The sequence below is a fragment of the Agarivorans sp. JK6 genome, from assembly GCF_045277145.1.
Taxonomy (GTDB): domain Bacteria; phylum Pseudomonadota; class Gammaproteobacteria; order Enterobacterales; family Celerinatantimonadaceae; genus Agarivorans; species Agarivorans albus.
Genome location: NZ_CP113525.1, coordinates 1454734 through 1471827, shown reverse-complemented (window position 1 = coordinate 1471827; position 17094 = coordinate 1454734). Strand labels below are relative to the sequence as shown.

The window sequence follows — 17094 nt, the reverse complement described above, 5'->3', positions numbered from 1 at the left end:
CACCTTATCCGGTGCCTTTCGTTTTTCACCTCCTATACTTAGCGCCTTTTACGTTGTTGCTCCGGTCGCTTATATAAAGGGGTGTTAAACGATTAAAAAAAGTCCCGCGCTTGTTAAAGTGGCCGGGCACAAACAAATTAGAAGCTTAATTTAAATTCTAGCTGTTTGTTGATAATGGTTGTGCCGCGTTTGGCGCTGTAACGCCCCGGCTGTAATTTAAAAAGGAACGTTGTCGCGTTCCTTTTTTTTGCCTAAGCCTCGAAGCTGATCCAGTTCGCCAGCCTTTCTATTGCCGCCTTGCTCACCGACTTACTAAAACCGCATTGTATTAGCTTATCAAACGCCCCGGCTTTGGTTGTTGGCTTGGTGTTGCTTAAAAATATGTAGGCACGCCGCTCTAAGTGCAAAGGCAGCTCGGCTGGTAGCGTTGTGAAAAAAGGGTGTAAATCTGTGTTTAACATTATTTTGCCCGGTTGAATGGTTGTGAGTTGGCGCTAGTTTAGCAATTTCGCAAACTAGCGCTAGCGCTTACTGAAGCTCAGCCACCAGCGCTGCTCGCTCCTCACTGGTCAATTCCATTAATGCCCGCTTAGCGTTCTCGATAACCCGCGCTCGATCGTTGTTGTCGTACATTGCTGCAACAGCCTCGCTCAAGTGACTTTGTGTTAAATGGCCGTAATGCTTGTGGGTTAGCGATACATTGGCATGACCCAAGATCCGGGAGGCGGTTTCGAGGGACGAGCTCATTGTTAACACCGAACCCGCAGTCCTGCGTAGGTCATGTGCGTTTATGCGCTTTTCACGCGGGATTTCAGGATCAGATTTTCGCCCGGCGTTACCCGCCTCAACTTTAACCAGCGCCCTTTGCCATGCGCAATTGGTGCCATAGCCATCGAGAGTAACCTTGCCGAAAATAAGCCCGTCAGGCGCATTCATGGCTTTTGGTAGCGCCCGCGATCGACGTTCGAGCATTTGCACCACCGCAGGCGACAACGGCACTGTGTGGGCCTTGCTTGCTTTCATTTCGCTACTGGGTATCGTGATAGTCAACGCTTTTCGATCAACCCACGACCAGCGCGCTTTTAAGGCATTTGATTTCCGCAGGCCCGTCCAAAGGATCATTAATACCACATCGTGCAAATCCCGCGACTCGCTTTTGCAGGCCACCAGCAAGCTTCGGATCTCGTCCTCGTCCAATATCCTAGTGCGCACATGATCGCGGCTGACCGTTTTGGCATGCTCCCATGCGTTTTTTAAGACCTCCATTTCGTCGGCTATAAGCCCGTCCGTCGCCGCCACGTTAAACGCCGCTCGAAGCTTCATGCGTATACTCGCTGCAACGCTAGGGGCGGCTGTCGCTTCTAGGTGGTTCAGGTAAGCCTTTGCTTGGCCCACGGTTACGTCGCGCGCTATGGCTTCGCTAATAGGGTGTGAAGCAACGTGCTTGTGAACTTGCGCCACTAGGTTGTTAATGTAGCCCTCTTTTTTGCTTCCCTGCTTTTCAAGTTCGCTCTGGTAATATCCCAAAACCTCGCTAATTGTTTTATTAAACTTCGTGGCCTCTTCCTTTTCAGCCTTTTCGACGCTGGGTTTTGTAAACGGTTCAAGCCCGCGGCCTATATTCTGATTAAACCCGCTAACCACGTGGCCCGCTTCTAATAGTGAAATGTCGCCAATTCTACCAAGACTCTTTTTATAGACTTTGCTTTTGTCGCTTCCGGTTTTTTTCCAACGGCGCTCGTACTAGTAGGCCTGCTGCTTCTCGCTTACGACCAAAACAAGGTTTTTATAGTTTCCTGCGCTGTCGCGATATTGGCCGTGGGGTCGCGGTTTGGCTATAGCCGCTGGTGTGAATTTGAATTTACTCATTGTTAGCTGCCCGCTATATAACTATGTGCTTTCTTTGTAGCTCTTGTCGCGATATTTAGCAATATCTAGATAAACCTAAAAATACAAGAGCAAGCATTAAAAATGCTTGGTTAAGTTATTGTATTTAAAAGCAAAAATTAGCTTGAAGGTAGGCAGAAAGGGGGGTAAAAAAGAGTTTAAAAAAACCACTCCTTAATCGTGGCCAAATTACTTACCCTCTTTTCGTCTGCTAAGCAGAATTAAACCTGAAACTCGAACAAGGCAAAACTATATCAAGCCAAAGCAAAACTTGATAGTGAAACCGTGCTACAGAGTGTAAACTATGATCTTTAGTCAGTTATGCTATTTTCACCCTTTTATGCAAATTTTGTTTGTTGCATCAATTAATTAAGCAAATCAATTATGTCACTCTTAAGTAAAATACGCTGCGCGCTAACCTTAGGCCAAGGGGTGCTGCTTTCCCCACCAGAACCAAAAGGAAATGAAGATCCTTTTGAGCTATTTGGCGATTGGTTTAAACAAGCTGAGAAGTCGGGCATTGTATTGCCTGAATCTATGACCATTTCTTCGGTAGGTCCCGATGGCCGCCCTTCAGCCAGAGTAGTGTTACTCAAAGATTTTAACGAGCAGGGCTTTGTTTTTTATACAAATTATGGCAGTAGAAAAGGCCAAGAGTTAGAAAACCACCCACTTGCTTGCCTTACTTTTCATTGGAATATCTTACAGCGCCAAGTACGAATAGAAGGCCGCGTGGAACGCGTTAGCCCTAAAGAGTCAGAAGAATACTTTCATAGTCGTGGCCGAGGTAGTCAAATTGGCGCTTGGGCAAGTCATCAAAGCCAAGTTATCGCAAACCGCGAAGTGCTAGAGCAACAAGTAACGCAATACAAACAGCAGTTTGCTGACAAAACGGTGCCATTGCCCGAGTTTTGGGGTGGTTATCGAGTCATCCCCGACACTATCGAGTTCTGGCAAGGAAAAGCCGACCGTCTACACGATCGCTTTCGCTATACCAGTGATGCCAAAGGCTGGAAGATAGACCGCCTTAGCCCTTAGATTTTCCATATTGGTAGCCCAGTTCATTTGGCGTAAGAAACGGCGTAAGTTGCTGCTTACGCCGATACTGGTATACCACCTGATAAGCCAGCACACTTTGTACGTAGTGGCGGGTTTCTTTAAATGGAATAGACTCTACCCATACGTCGGCAGGCACATCGCCGCGCTCCTTCAACCAGCGATTTACCCGGTGTGGCCCTGCGTTGTAGGCTGCTGCAGCAAGTATTCGATTACCTTGATAGCGGTTAAGTAATCCATCAAAGTAAGCACTGCCTAAGCGTATATTATCTTCGGGTTCGAACAATTGGCTTCGCGAGCGATAACGGAATCCTATTTTTCGTGCGGTTTCTTTGGCTGTGGCTGGCATTAGCTGCATTAAACCGCGCGCGCCTACCGAGCTTTGTGCCAAGGGATACATAGCACTCTCTTGACGAGCGACTGCATAAAGCAGGCTTGCCTCAACCTGTCGTTTATTAGCAAAGTACTCAAACTCTTTAGCAAAGCTTAGCGGAAAACGCATTTCCAACTGATCCCATTGCTTCGCAACAATAGAGGCTTGAACCGCTAGGTCTTGCCAATCGTTATTAAGGGCTAATACGCCTAAATCAAGCTGGCGCAATAAACTTGAACGGCGCAACAAGGTATCCCACTCGGTTCGGGCAGAGTAATACTCGCCTAAGGCAAGTAGCTCGGTGACTTTAAGCACCACGGGATGTTGGTTGAGCTGCTTCAGAGTATCGTCGCTAGTGATATGACGCTGCTCTCCCAGTTGATAGGGTTGCTGTAAAAACTGCGCAGATAAAAAGCCATGATAGCTTCTTTCTTTAGCCAGCAGCTCTAAGGTAGGTTGCGCGCGTTCTTTCTGCCCTAAAGCCACCAATGAACGAGCTTGCCAGTAGGTCCATCGTTCTTGTTTTTGCTTTGCTTCAGGAAGACGGGCAATCCACAAGCCAATTTGGTCCCATTGCTGCTCTGCTATAGCTAGGCGAATTCGACGCTCAATTGTCGCCGTATCAGGATTAAGGCGTAACTGCCGATCTGACCATTTCAATAACTCTGGGCTTTTGTCACTAATCACTTTGCGGATCAGATAGCGTTCAACATTAAGGTACAAGGCGTCTGATTTGGCCAGTACTTTCGACCAACGCTCAATATGCTCAACGGCTGACTCTAAGTCTGAGCGAGCTAAACGCTTAATTGCTAGTAAAGCGACTTCTTGATGTCGGCTAGATTGGTTTAATTTTAACTTACCGGAACTTAGTACCGCCATAGGCTTAACATAAGCATCCGCTAATAACTTGGCATCAGCTTTTTTAGAATCAGATAAGGACTTAGCAACATATTTCATTAAACCAGGCTTACTGGCTTGAAAACTCAACAGCATTCGTTGCCAACGTAATTGGTCGCTAATATTTCCAGCTTTCTGCCAACTGTCAAATAAGGGGTCGCAGGCTTTGGGGCGAGAACGCCCATGTACCCATAGTTTCTCGGCGCCTTGCCAAGCTTGACTAGCATCGCCCACTTTAAGTTGAGCGAAATAGTGGTGGCACTGCAAATCAATACTATTGGGTAGCTTTGGATAAAACTCCAGGTAACTTTGCCACTGTTTACGCCTCGCTAATTCCAACAAAAAGCGGCGCTGCAAAGCATTGCTTAAGTAAGATTGAGGATTGTCTAAAATAAACTGTTCTACTTGCTGACGTGAAGCCTTACGCAATTGACCACGCAACTGGTAGTACTGCAAATGATCCACCAAGGGGTAAGCGCCAAGCTTTTCAATAGACTTTTCTGCCTGCGCCCATTTATCGGCACGTTGCAGTTTTCTTATATCTTTATAAGACTGCTGTTGGGGGCTTAACTCTGCAGCATGAGCCATGCCCAAGCTGCCACACACCAAACAAACCAGTACTCGCCAAAACCGCTTGAGCATTACTAGTGGCGCCCTATTAAAAGAAACTACTGATATTTAGATTAACGCAGCATTGATTAATCGGCGAGTATAATCTTGCTTTGCATCAGAAAAAATTTGCTCGGTTTCGCCCTGCTCCACCAACTGGCCGTGTTGCATCACCATCACCCGATGACACAAGGCGCGGATAACCGCTAAATCGTGGCTAATGAACAGGTAGCTAAGGTTATATTTTACTTGAAGTTTTTTAAGCAACTCCAGTAACTGCTTTTGTACCGTACTGTCTAAAGCTGAAGTAGGCTCGTCTAAAATGAGCACTTCAGGCTTCAATACCAATGCTCGCGCCAATGAGATCCGCTGACGTTGCCCGCCAGAGAATTCGTGTGGATAACGATGCATAGTTTCGGGCTCTAGGCCAACATCTTGCAAAGCTTCAGAAACGCGTTGCTTAAGCTGCTGCTCGTTAAGCGAAAAGTGCAAACTTAAACCTTCGCCGATAATTTGTAACACCGACATACGAGGACTTAAACTGGAGAAGGGATCTTGAAATACAATTTGCATAAAACGACGCAACGGCCGCATCTGTTTTACCCCATAGTCATGAATAAACTCACGCTTAAAAGCAATTTCACCTTCGCTATCAATTAGCCTTAGTACCGCTTGGGCCAAGGTACTTTTACCTGAGCCACTTTCACCTACAATCCCCAGTGTTTCACCGCGTTTTAGATGAAAATCGATACTGTTAACTGCTTTTATATGATCAACCGTACGCTGCAAAAAGCCGCGCTTAATCGGAAACCATACTTTTAGCTTACTGGCTTCAAGTAACAGCTCTTGTTTAGCGGCTGGAAGCTGCTCACGTACGGGTTCAGAATCTAACAATACCTTTGTATACGCATGTTGCGGAGCGGCAAAGAGTTGCTGGCAAGCGTTTAGCTCTACCAACTCACCAGCCTTCATGACCGCGACTCGGTCGGCATAGTTTCGCACAACATTTAAATCGTGAGTAATAAGCAAAATTGCCATGCCTAGTTTTTGCTGTAACTCTTTAAGCAACTCCAAAATTTGTAATTGAATTGTGACATCTAAGGCAGTGGTGGGCTCGTCGGCAATGAGTAGCTTTGGCTCAGTGGCTAAGGCCATAGCAATCATCACCCGTTGCCTTTGCCCACCAGAAAGCTCATGAGGAAAGCTGTTTAATCGTTTTTCTGGCTCAACAATGCCCACCAAGTTTAACAACTCTAACACCCGTTCGCGTGCCTGCTGTTTATGCATGCCTCGGTGTACACACAATACTTCGCTTATTTGTTTTTCAACACTATGAAGAGGATTAAGCGAGGTAAGAGGCTCTTGGAATATCATTGCGATTTGGTCGCCACGTAAGGCCTGCAGCAGTTTTTTTGGTTGATTTAGCACCGACTTCTGCTGCAGTAAAATCTCGCCCTTAACCTCGGCTTTATCGCCCAGCAAAGACAATACCGACAGCGCAGTCACCGATTTCCCGGAACCACTCTCCCCCACCAAGGCCAAGATCTCACCAGCATAGACATCAAAACTAACTTGCTTTACTACCGGCTCTGGCAAACCAAAACAAACAGATAGCTGTTTTACTTCTAATAACTTGTTCATTGTCAGCTACCTACACTCGTTTTCTAGGGTCGAAAGCATCACGGGCTGCTTCACCAATAAAGACCAACAACACTAAGATAATCGACATGGAAAAGAATGCAGTTATGCCTAACCAAGGCGCTTGCAGATTATTCTTTCCTTGCGCCACCATTTCACCTAACGAAGGCGAGCCCGGCGGCAAACCAAAGCCTAGATAATCCAAACCGGTTAGCGCAGTAAGCCCGCCAATAAAGATAAATGGCATAAAGGTTAACGTAGCAATCATCGCATTGGGCAGTATGTGCCGGGCCATTATCGCTCGGTCGCCTACCCCTAAGGCACGAGCCGCTTTTACATACTCTAAATTACGGCCTCGTAAAAACTCTGCACGCACTACATCAACCAAACTCATCCAACTAAATAGCAGTAGAATGCCGAGTAGCCACCAAAAGTTTGGCTGTACCAAACTGGACAATATAATTAGCAAAAACATTTGCGGCATGCCCGACCAAATCTCAATGAAGCGCTGACCAAACAGATCGACACGTCCGCCAAAGTAGCCTTGCATAGCACCTACCGCTACACCAATCACCGAGCTACTAATCGCCAGAACTAAAGCAAACAATACCGACAAACGAAAACCATATAATAAACGCGAAAAAACATCTCGGCCTTGGTCATCGGTACCTAACCAGTTAACACCAGTAGGCGGAGAAGGTGATGGCACATTAAGGTTGTAATTTATGGTTCCGTAAGAAAAACGCACCGGTGGCCACAACATCCACCCACCTTGTTCTGTAATCAGGTCTTGAATGTAAGGGTCCGAATAATCAGCCGCTAAATCAAAGTCTCCCCCAAAATCTAGCTCAGTGTATTCACTCACTACCGGCATCATCCATTGCTGCTGATAGCGAATTAACACGGGTTTGTCATTAGCAATAAATTCAGCAAATAAGCTAGTGAAAAACAGCAAAATAAATAGCCAAAAACTCCAGTAACCACGACGGTTAGCTTTAAACTGCAACCAACGACGCTGGTTAAGCGGGCTGGCTTTGGCGCGTTTCCATTGAGCGACAACTCCCATGCTATTGCCTCCCCTCAAAGTTAATCCGAGGATCAATCATGGTATAGGTGATGTCACTTATCAGCTTTAGAACTAAACCAATTAACGTAGACATATACAAGGTACCAAACACCACAGGGTAATCACGATTAACCACCGCCTCAAAACCCAGCAACCCCAAGCCATCGAGAGAGAAAATAACTTCAATCATAAATGAGCCAGTTAAGAAGATACTGATTAAGGTTGCAGGTAAACTCGAGATAACCAGTAACATCGCATTACGAAAAACATGGCCGTAAAGTACCCGATTTTCGGTTAAGCCCTTAGCCCTAGCGGTAAGCACATATTGCTTATTAATCTCGTCCAAGAAAGAGTTTTTAGTCAGCATCGTTAAGGTAGCAAAACTACTAATTACCATGGCTGTTACAGGTAGCGTGAGGTGCCAAAAGTAATCACCCACTTTGCCTAGCAAGCTTAGTTCGTCCCAGTTGCTGGACGTTAAACCACGCAACGGGAACCAATCCCAATAACTGCCACCAGCAAAAAGCACAATCAGCATAATCGCGAATAAGAAATTGGGAATAGCAAAACCAATGGTAACCGCTGTTGAACTCCAAATATCAAAGCGGCTGCCGTGTTGCACCGCTTTGCGGATGCCTAATGGAATGGAGATACCGTAGACTAATAGAGTGGTCCATAAGCCCAAGGAAATAGACACCGGCATCTTTTCTAGAATTAAATCAACGACAGAGCTGTCACGATAAAAACTGTCACCAAAATCGAAACGAAGGTAGTTGCCTACCATCTCAAAATAGCGCTCGTGTAAGGGTTTATCAAAACCATACAGTTGCTCTAGCTCCTCAACCAGCTCTGGTGGTAAACCCTGTGCTCCGCGATACTGGCTAGAGTTCCCGCCATTGTTAGATTGAATAATTTCGGTATCTACACCGGAATCAACGCGGCGGGTAGCTGAGGTATCAATGCCCTGTATCTTAGCAATGGCTTGCTCAACCGGCCCACCCGGCGCAGATTGAATAATAATGAAATTAAGAGTCATGATCCCCAGCAAAGTGGGGATCATCAATAATAAACGTCGAAGAATGTAGCTAGTCATTGGGTAACTATTCAACCCACCAGCTATCTAAACCCAGCGCATATTTAGGGTTACGCTCAGGTCGTTTAAGTTTATCCCAATAGGCCACTCGCCAAGCATTTAAGTGCCATTGCGGCACTACGTAATACGACCACAACAATACTCGGTCTAAAGCACGGGTTGCATCAATCAGGGCCTGACGATCCTCGGCAGCAATTACCGCTTCAATCAAGGAGTCGATAACCGGGCTATTTACACCGATTATATTGCGAGACCCAGTATGCTCAGCCGCTTTACTTCCCCAAAAATCACGTTGTTCATTACCCGGAGATGACGACTGACCAAAACTGCCAACCACCATATCAAAATCAAAATTCTGCACCCGATTCACATACTGAGATACATCAACTACGCGCACTTCGGTGCTAATGCCAATTTTTTGTAAGTTGCGCGTGTAAGGTAATACGATGCGCTCAAAACTCTTTTGGTATAGCAAAAATTCAATGTGCATTTGCTTGCCGTTGGCATCTACTAGCTTTCCTTTGTTTAAGCTCCACCCTGCTCCTTTTAGCAGCGCTAAAGCTTCACGCATTTGCGGCCTAATATTACCGTCGCCACGGGTTTTCTCTAAAGTAAATTCTTTAGTGAACACCTCTTGCGGTAGCTGCTTTTTGAAAGGCTCCAACAACTCCAACTCACCACCCTCTGGTAAGCCAGTTGATGCCAGCTCGGAAGCAGCAAAATAGCTATTCGTGCGTTTGTACGCCCCGTAAAAAAGTTGCTCGTTAGTCCATTCAAAATCAAACAATAAACCAATCGCTTTACGCACTTCGGTTTGCTTGAACAAATCGCGACGGGTATTAAATACAAAGCCCTGCATGCCTTGTGGATTTTCGTTGCTTAAGGTGTCGGTATGTACTTTGCCGCTATCAAACATTGGGCCGGTATATGCGGTAGCCCAGTCTTTAGCACTGGTTTCGATGCGGTAATCAATTCGGCCCGATTTAAAAGCTTCTAGCGCCACTGACGAATCTCGGTAGTACTCATATTTAATCTCAGCAAAATTATGGCGCCCTCGATTAATCGGTAAATCCTTAGCCCAATAATCTTTAACCAACTGATAACTCACCGAACGGCCAGTATCAAACTCACCCAATTTATATGGGCCAGAGCCCAGCGGGATGGTTAAATCGGCTTTAGAAAAGTCATGATTTTGCCAAAAGTGCTTAGGCAAAATTGGCAGTTGCCCCAAGATAAGTGGCAACTCGCGATTGGTGCCATCGGCAAAGGTAAAACGCACACTCGATGCTGACTCGGCTTTTACCTCTTTAATGCTGCCATAATAAGCGCGGTAAAATGGCGCACCTTTTTCTATCAATAAATTAAAGGTGAATACAACATCTTCTGCAGTGACAGGTTTGCCATCATGAAAACGCGCTTCTGGGCGAAGGTTAAAGCGAACCCAAGAGCGATCTTCTGGTAAATCAATACTCTCGGCCAGCAAACCGTATTGAGCGAATGCTTCGTCATCATTGCTGGTTAACAAAGTGTCGTATATTTGGCCAACGCCTGCAGCAGAATTGCCTTTAACGATGAAGGGGTTAAACGTATCGAAGGTGCCTTGTGCTTCATGGGTCACACTGCCCTGCTTGGGCGCATTAACATTCACATAAGGAAGGTGACTAAAATCTGCGGCTAAGGCAGGTTCACCGTGCATCACTAGGGCGTGGGAGCGAACAAAATCTTCGGCATGAGCTACGTTTAAAACCAAAAGTGCAAAAGCCGATAACAGCCATTTCATGATACGCGGTTCCTTATTGAGTGAGTCGAATCATCGACTTAACTAATATCTAGCTCTAGTTATAACCGACTCGAAAGCAAAAGATAAAGGGCTATTAGCCAAATTTGCTCTGAAAACGCTGAATATATCTCTCTAAGGCTTCTGCAGTAATCGCTTTGCTGGATAAATAACCTTGATAGAAGGTACACCCTTGCTGTTTAAGAAAGGCTAATTGCTGACGCGTTTCAACGCCTTCAGCGGTAACAGTAAAGCCTAAATGGTTGGCCATCGCCAATACTGCATCAACAATGGCCATGTCTCGGCTATCACGTGGAATATCGCGAATAAATGAGCGATCAATTTTTAGTTCATCCACTGGCAAGCGCTTCAAATAACTTAAAGACGAGTACCCGGCACCAAAGTCATCAATGGAAAAACGCAGCCCCATTTCCTTTAGCTGCTCCATTTTTCGAATGGTGTCCTCTGCATGCCCTAGCACCACTGACTCAGTAATTTCTAAATTAAGCATCGCGCCATCAATGCTGTAGCGCGTCATGAGCTCTTCTACTCGGTCGACAAATTCAGGATGATGAAACTGCTTAGCACTAACATTCACTGATAATTCTGGCAACAGTAAACCATTTTGCTGCCACTGCGCCATGTGTTTACAGCTTTGCTCTAGTACCCACATACCAATATCAATGATCAAATCGGACTCTTCGGCAATGGGGATAAACTCAGTGGGTGAAACCAAACCTTTACCTTCAGGTTTCCAGCGCACTAAGGCCTCTGCGCCGACTAACTCACCAGTAGACACCATATGCTGCGGCTGGTAATAAAGCAGCAACTCGTCGTTGGCCAAGGCTCCACGTAAGGCGTTATGTAGCTTTAAACGTTTATCGGCCTGTTTTTGCATACCATCATCAAAAAAGATAACGGTACGTCGACCGGCTGACTTTGCTTGATACATCGCTGTATCAGCCTGTTTCAATAAGTCTTCAGCAGTTTGCCCCTTACCAGGAAACAAGGTAATGCCCACGCTGGCACCAATATGCAGCGACTGGCCATCAAAGGGATAAGGAGAGGAAATAGTTTGAATTAAGCGTTTACCCACAATATTGGCTTGTTGCTCGGCGTGAGGAGGGCTTTCTCCTAAATCTGCCAGCAGCAAAACAAATTCATCACCACCTAAGCGAGCCAGCACGTCTCCCTCACGAATAAGCTCTTGCAAACGCTTGGCTACCTGCTGCAATACCCAGTCGCCTGCAGCATGCCCTAATGAGTCGTTAATGTTTTTAAAATGATCTAAGTCGATAAACAGCAAAGCGCCAATGGCATGTTGCTTTTTAGCACGTGAAAAACAAAGGCTAAGTTCTTCACGCAGCTTTCGACGATTAGGCAAACCAGTAAGTTCATCAAAATAAGCCAAATGTTGAATTTGCTGCTCTGTGGCTTTGTTTGCCGATATGTCTTGAAGACACACTACATAATGGGTTAACGAATCTAAATCATTGTGAACAGCAGTGATGGTTTCTTGCTGGGTGTAACGTTGGCCATTTTTACGCTGGCGCTCTACCTCGCCTTTACGCCTAACCGTGCCATCTACTTCTTCAATAAATACCGGGCTTGGATTGCCCAGTACTTCTGTGAGTTCCTGTCCCAATACTTCATGTTGTTGATAACCGGTAATTTGGCTAAACGCCTTATTAACTTTAACGATGCGATAATTTACATCGGTAATAATAAGCCCTTCATTACTCTCAAAGGCTATCGCCGACAGGCTCAAGGCTTCTCGTTGTTGTTGAACCTCAAATTCGCTACTTAAACGTTCAAAGAAAGGGGCTAACAGTTGTTCGAGCAAAGCATGATCAAACGTTGCCTGGCTAAAACTAAACGCAATATAGCCAATAACCCGCTGCTGCTGAACTATTTGCTGTGCCCAAAAACCTTGTAACGGTTGCTGGATCTCAGGTTGGGTGCTCGCATAATCAGGATGAGCTTGTTGTAGGTTATCAATATTTACAACCCGCCTAGCGCGTATTTCAGCCAGCAGGTTAGCTGAGGCAGGGCTTAGCTTTCCACCAATAAACTGGCCTTCTCGCCAATAGCGAATACAAGGAAGGCTGGGGGTTCGAGAATCGAAGTGAGCAATATAGCCTTCGCAAGCACCAACTTGCTGCGCCAATCTGCTAATGATCTCGTCAAAAAAGCCTTCGCTAGGCTTAGCTGCTAAGGCAAGCGCGAGCTCGGTAAGTGCAGTGGAGGTTTCAGAAGACGACGCGGGGGAATTCACAACGCTGATTGTAGGTTGAATATTGTCCATAGTGGTCAACAATGAAGCAAGGCATCCTTTGGCTTATGACTAATTAAAAACTAATTGCTAACACCAAGCGCTTGTTATTCACTCCAATGTGCCCAAGTTCGCCATAACATTCAAGCGATTTTCGGTAATTTATAGTACTTTTCGCTAAGCAATCACATTCACAAGCTCAGCCAATTTAACCCTTAAGAAATAGTGATCTAGATCTGGTTTTTTATTTATGAAAGTCGTATTCTGGAGTTGAAATAATTACTAGATAGTCTTTGGGAGGCTTATGATTATTGATATTACCAGCAAGACAATTTCTATTACCCCAACCATTCGCGAGCACATTGCCGCGCGCTTTAAGAAACTGGAAAAAAATCAAATTCCGCTCATATCACCAAAAGTGATTATCACCACCGACAATAAAAAGGTAAAAGTAGAAGCGAAGATCAATCTGCCAAACGGACAACTGTTTGCCAGCGATGAACATCAAGATCTGAGCGTTGCCATTAACAATTTAGGGCAAAAACTTGAACGCCAGTTACACCGCTTCCAAGATAAGCCTAATGCGCACCGCGCTAGCCGCTCTGGAAAAGATTTCTTACGTTCGCCGAGTGAAGTAGACGACGGCGAGCCTAGCTCCGAGGATGAACAAGCCGCATAAAGGCTAAATAAAGAGTAATACCAAGCAACTAATCGCTTGGTATTACTTGACTTTCCCCTGATTGCTTTTTAGTCTGACGTCATGAAAATATTCAACACCCGATTTTTGTTTGGTTTCTTTTTTACTCCACCCTTTTAGGGAGGCGGACGGAATTGGTGTAAAAACGAAAACACACAGAATCCATAAAGCCTCCTTCTTAGGAGGCTTTTTTGTTAACAGGGAATACAACAGATGGCAGACTTAGAGCAGATCCGAACAAAAATAACAGCGCTCGACCAATCATTATTAACACTGCTGACTGAGCGTCGCCAACTCAGTGTTGAAGTCGCAAAAAGTAAAATAGAAAACCCCAAAGCGATTCGCGACCAAGAACGTGAACAGTTGCTGCTGGTTAAGCTAATAAATAAAGGCAGAGAGTTAGGCTTAGACGCCCACTATGTAACTCAGCTTTATCACACCATCATCGAAGACTCGGTGTTATCGCAACAAGCATTTCTGCAAGGCATTACTAATCCAGATATTCATGCGCAAGCGGTAAGAGTGGCATTTTTAGGTAACAAAGGCTCTTACAGCAACATTGCAACTCATCAATACTTCTCGCGTTATAAAAAGCAAATTGTTGAATTTGGCTGCAGTGCTTTCCAAGACATTGTTGATACCGTGGAATCTGGTCAAGCTGACTACGGCATGTTGCCTATAGAAAACACCAGTTCTGGCAGTATTAATGAAGTATACGATGTATTGCAGCACACCAGTTTGTCGATTGTTGGTGAACTATCAATACCTATTGATCACTGTATTTTGGCTCATCCAAAAGCCAAACTAGAGCAAATAACTACCTTGTATGCTCACCCTCAACCTTATGCTCAGTGCAGCCTTTATTTGCGCACCCTAGCCAATACCCGGGTAGATTTTGTAGATAGCTCTTCCAAAGCAATGGAAGTAGTTGCCGGAGGCGACGATTTAACCGTTGGTGCCATTGGCAGCAAAGTGGGCGGTGAAATGTATGGTTTGCAAGCCTTGAAAACCGATATTGCCAATCAGCAACAAAACTACACTCGCTTCATTGTTGTTTCTCGCAAACCAGTGGAGGTTGCTGAGCAGGTGCCAGCGAGAACAACTTTTATTATGTCAACGGCACAGCAAGCAGGTTCGTTGGTAGAAGCACTGTTGGTATTGCGCGAGCACGATATAAACATGAGCAAACTGGAATCTCGCCCAGTACAAGGCAATCCTTGGGAAGAAATGTTTTATGTGGATGTTTCCGCCAATGTTAAGTCTAGTCAAATGCAATCGGCACTGGCAGAGCTAACGCGCCTTACTCGCTACATTAAAGTGCTTGGCTGCTATCCTAGTGAAAATGTTGACCCTACGCTTATTCCACTAGAAGCCTTAGCCAACAAAGACAAAAATAAAGGTGGCGAACCAAGCTTAATTAGCACCGTACAAGAAGATGGTGCGCTCTCTAGCCGTTCGCACAAGGCCAGTGCCACGGTAGTGCGCGTTGGCGATGTTAAAATTGGTGATGGTGGCTTTGTTACCTTTGCCGGCCCTAGTGCGGTAGAGTCTGAACAACAAATCATAAACTGTGCAGGTGCGGCCAAAGAAAGTGGTGCTGCAGTACTTGCCGCAGGTTGCTTTAAACCACGCAGTTCGCCTTATAGCTTCCAAGGTTTAGGTGAAGAAGGCCTAAGTTATTTAAACGCTGCGGGTAAAAAGTACAAGCTTCCAACTATGACTGAAGTAAGCTCGGTTGATCAGGTTGTCACTTTAGCGGCTAAAGCAGACATACTGCATGTTCGCTCGCGTCACATGAAAAACTTTAACCTGTTAAAAGAACTGGGTAAGTCTACTCGCCCTATTCTTTTAGAGCGCAACAACATGGCCTCTATTGATGAGTGGTTGCATGCCGCAGACTACATTTTGGCACAAGGCAACCAACAGGTGATTTTATGTGAAGCAGGCGTTAGAACGCTTGAAGGCAAGAATAAAATCACCTTGGACTTAGGCGCGATTAGCTTGTTGCGCCAACGAACCCACCTACCGATTGTAGTAAACCCAGGTGAAGCAGTAGACGAGCTAAGCGCAGTGGCTCCCATGGCCAAAGCAGCCAAGTTATTAGGTGCCGACGGTATTGTACTTTGTGCTCATCCATCACCAAGTGATGCCAGTGTAGATGCTGATAAATCTTTAGACTTTAAACAACTACAACACTTGATGAGCGAACTATACTAATAGCTAGTCATTAAAGATTTTACCCAACAAAAAAGCCCAGCAAATCGCTGGGCTTTTTTTACATTAAATAAGTGTTTAGAAACGTCCTGGTCCGCGACCGCCGCCAAATCCGCCCATACCACCTGGAGGCATCATGCCTTTCATTTGGCTCATCATTTTACGCATGCCGCCTTTACCCGACATTTTCTTCATCATTTTTTGCATCTGAGTGAACTGCTTCAGCAACTTGTTCACATCTTGGATCTGGGTACCAGAACCAGCAGCAATACGACGCTTACGTGAGCCTTTAATAATATCGGGGCGTTGGCGCTCACCCGGCGTCATAGAGTTGATAATCGCTTCCATTTGGTTAGTAAGCTTATCATTCATTTGGTCTTTAACACTGTCGGGAACTTGCCCCATGCCAGGCAACTTGTCCATCATGCCCATCATGCCGCCCATGCTTTTCATCTGCACTAATTGCTCACGGAAGTCTTCTAAATCGAAGCCTTTACCTTTTTGAACTTTCTTAGCCAGCTTCTGCGCTTGGTCTTTATCAACTTTTCGCTCTACCTCTTCGATAAGAGAAAGCACGTCGCCCATACCTAAGATACGTGAAGCTATGCGGTCTGGGTGGAAAGGTTCTAGAGCATCGGTTTTCTCACCAACACCCATAAACTTAATTGGCTTACCAGTAATGTGACGAATCGATAAAGCGGCACCGCCACGCGCGTCACCATCGGTTTTAGTTAAAATCACGCCAGTAAGTGGCAGAGCTTCGTTAAAGGCCTGAGCGGTATTTGCCGCATCTTGACCAGTCATCGCATCTACGACAAACAAGGTTTCTACTGGCTCAACCGCCTGATGAAGCGCTTTAATTTCGTCCATCATGTCTTCATCAACATGTAAACGACCCGCGGTATCTACAAGTAGTACGTCCGCAAATTGAGTTCTGGCTTCGGCGATAGCACCGTTAACGATATCAACCGGATTTTGCTTTTCGTTACTTGGGAAGAAAATAGCGTCAACTTCTGTTGCTAGAGTCTCTAGCTGTTTAATCGCAGCGGGACGATAAATATCGGCGCTCACTACCATTACTTTTTTCTTTTCGCGCTCTTTAAGGTATTTAGCTAACTTAGCAACAGAGGTGGTTTTACCTGCACCTTGCAAACCAGCCATCATCACTACTGCTGGAGGCTGAGCTGCCAAATTTAGACTTTCGTTAGATTCGCCCATGGCTGATTCCAGCTCTTGCTGAACAATCTTAACGAATACTTGACCAGGGCTAAGGCTCTTATTTACTTCTTGGCCTAGGGCACGTTCTTTTACTTTTTTAACAAACTCGCGAACTACGGGTAAGGCAACATCCGCTTCCAACAAGGCCATACGCACTTCGCGCAAGGTATCTTTAATGTTGTCATCGGTCAGTCGGCCGCGGCCGCTGATATTTTTTAACGTTTTCGAGAGTCGATCAGATAAGTTTTCAAACATGCTTTTTCCTGTTGATCATATAGCGAGCACTGTTTAGCCGCC

The 17094-nt window shown here is 45.5% G+C and carries 11 protein-coding genes and 1 other annotated feature; of the genes, 3 read left to right on the top strand and 8 right to left on the bottom strand.

Annotated elements, in window-relative coordinates; all coding sequences use genetic code 11:
• Positions 1-528 precede the first annotated feature (528 nt).
• Positions 529-1644, bottom strand: a complete 1116-nt coding sequence (locus tag OV592_RS06930; protein WP_406610882.1) for a tyrosine-type recombinase/integrase — start codon at positions 1642-1644, stop codon at positions 529-531.
• 627 nt (positions 1645-2271) lie between these two features.
• Here OV592_RS06930 and pdxH point away from each other — a divergent pair.
• Positions 2272-2925 (top strand): pyridoxamine 5'-phosphate oxidase, encoded by a 654-nt coding sequence (gene pdxH, locus OV592_RS06925; protein WP_016402247.1) that lies wholly within the window; start codon positions 2272-2274, stop codon positions 2923-2925.
• On the opposite strand, the gene OV592_RS06920 is transcribed toward pdxH, so the two are convergent.
• The 6 genes from OV592_RS06920 to OV592_RS06895 all read right to left on the bottom strand — a co-directional run bounded on the left by OV592_RS06920 (position 2915) and on the right by OV592_RS06895 (position 12713).
• Positions 2915-4855, bottom strand: coding sequence for a transglycosylase SLT domain-containing protein (locus tag OV592_RS06920; RefSeq protein WP_152781595.1), 1941 nt, complete (start codon positions 4853-4855; stop codon positions 2915-2917). The genes pdxH and OV592_RS06920 overlap by 11 nt on opposite strands.
• 36 nt (positions 4856-4891) lie before the next feature.
• Positions 4892-6463 carry an ABC transporter ATP-binding protein gene (locus OV592_RS06915; RefSeq protein WP_227981234.1) on the bottom strand — a complete coding sequence of 524 codons (1572 nt, stop codon included), beginning with the start codon at positions 6461-6463 and terminating at the stop codon, positions 4892-4894.
• A gap of 10 nt (positions 6464-6473) precedes the next feature.
• Positions 6474-7526: an ABC transporter permease gene (locus OV592_RS06910; protein ID WP_016402250.1), complete on the bottom strand. Its 1053-nt coding sequence runs from the start codon at positions 7524-7526 to the stop codon at positions 6474-6476.
• A 1-nt stretch (position 7527) separates the two neighbouring features.
• Positions 7528-8619, bottom strand: coding sequence for a microcin C ABC transporter permease YejB (locus OV592_RS06905; RefSeq protein ID WP_406610881.1), 1092 nt, complete (start codon positions 8617-8619; stop codon positions 7528-7530).
• A 7-nt stretch (positions 8620-8626) separates the two neighbouring features.
• Positions 8627-10399: an extracellular solute-binding protein gene (locus OV592_RS06900; protein WP_406610880.1), complete on the bottom strand. Its 1773-nt coding sequence runs from the start codon at positions 10397-10399 to the stop codon at positions 8627-8629.
• A 94-nt stretch (positions 10400-10493) separates the two neighbouring features.
• Complete coding sequence (locus tag OV592_RS06895) at positions 10494-12713, bottom strand: putative bifunctional diguanylate cyclase/phosphodiesterase (protein ID WP_406610879.1); 2220 nt, start codon at positions 12711-12713, stop codon at positions 10494-10496.
• Between the two features lie 259 nt (positions 12714-12972).
• Between OV592_RS06895 and hpf the strand changes: the two genes are divergently transcribed.
• Both hpf and aroF read left to right on the top strand, forming a co-directional pair.
• Positions 12973-13347: a ribosome hibernation-promoting factor, HPF/YfiA family gene (hpf, locus tag OV592_RS06890; RefSeq protein ID WP_016403975.1), complete on the top strand. Its 375-nt coding sequence runs from the start codon at positions 12973-12975 to the stop codon at positions 13345-13347.
• Positions 13348-13432: 85 nt separating this feature from the next.
• Positions 13433-13561 (top strand) — a sequence feature (Phe leader region).
• A 17-nt stretch (positions 13562-13578) separates the two neighbouring features.
• Positions 13579-15582, top strand: coding sequence for a 3-deoxy-7-phosphoheptulonate synthase (gene aroF / locus OV592_RS06885; RefSeq protein ID WP_016403974.1), 2004 nt, complete (start codon positions 13579-13581; stop codon positions 15580-15582).
• Between the two features lie 75 nt (positions 15583-15657).
• Here aroF and ffh read toward each other — a convergent pair whose 3' ends face one another.
• Positions 15658-17052, bottom strand: coding sequence for a signal recognition particle protein (gene ffh / locus OV592_RS06880; RefSeq protein ID WP_152781605.1), 1395 nt, complete (start codon positions 17050-17052; stop codon positions 15658-15660).
• Positions 17053-17094: the final 42 nt, after the last annotated feature.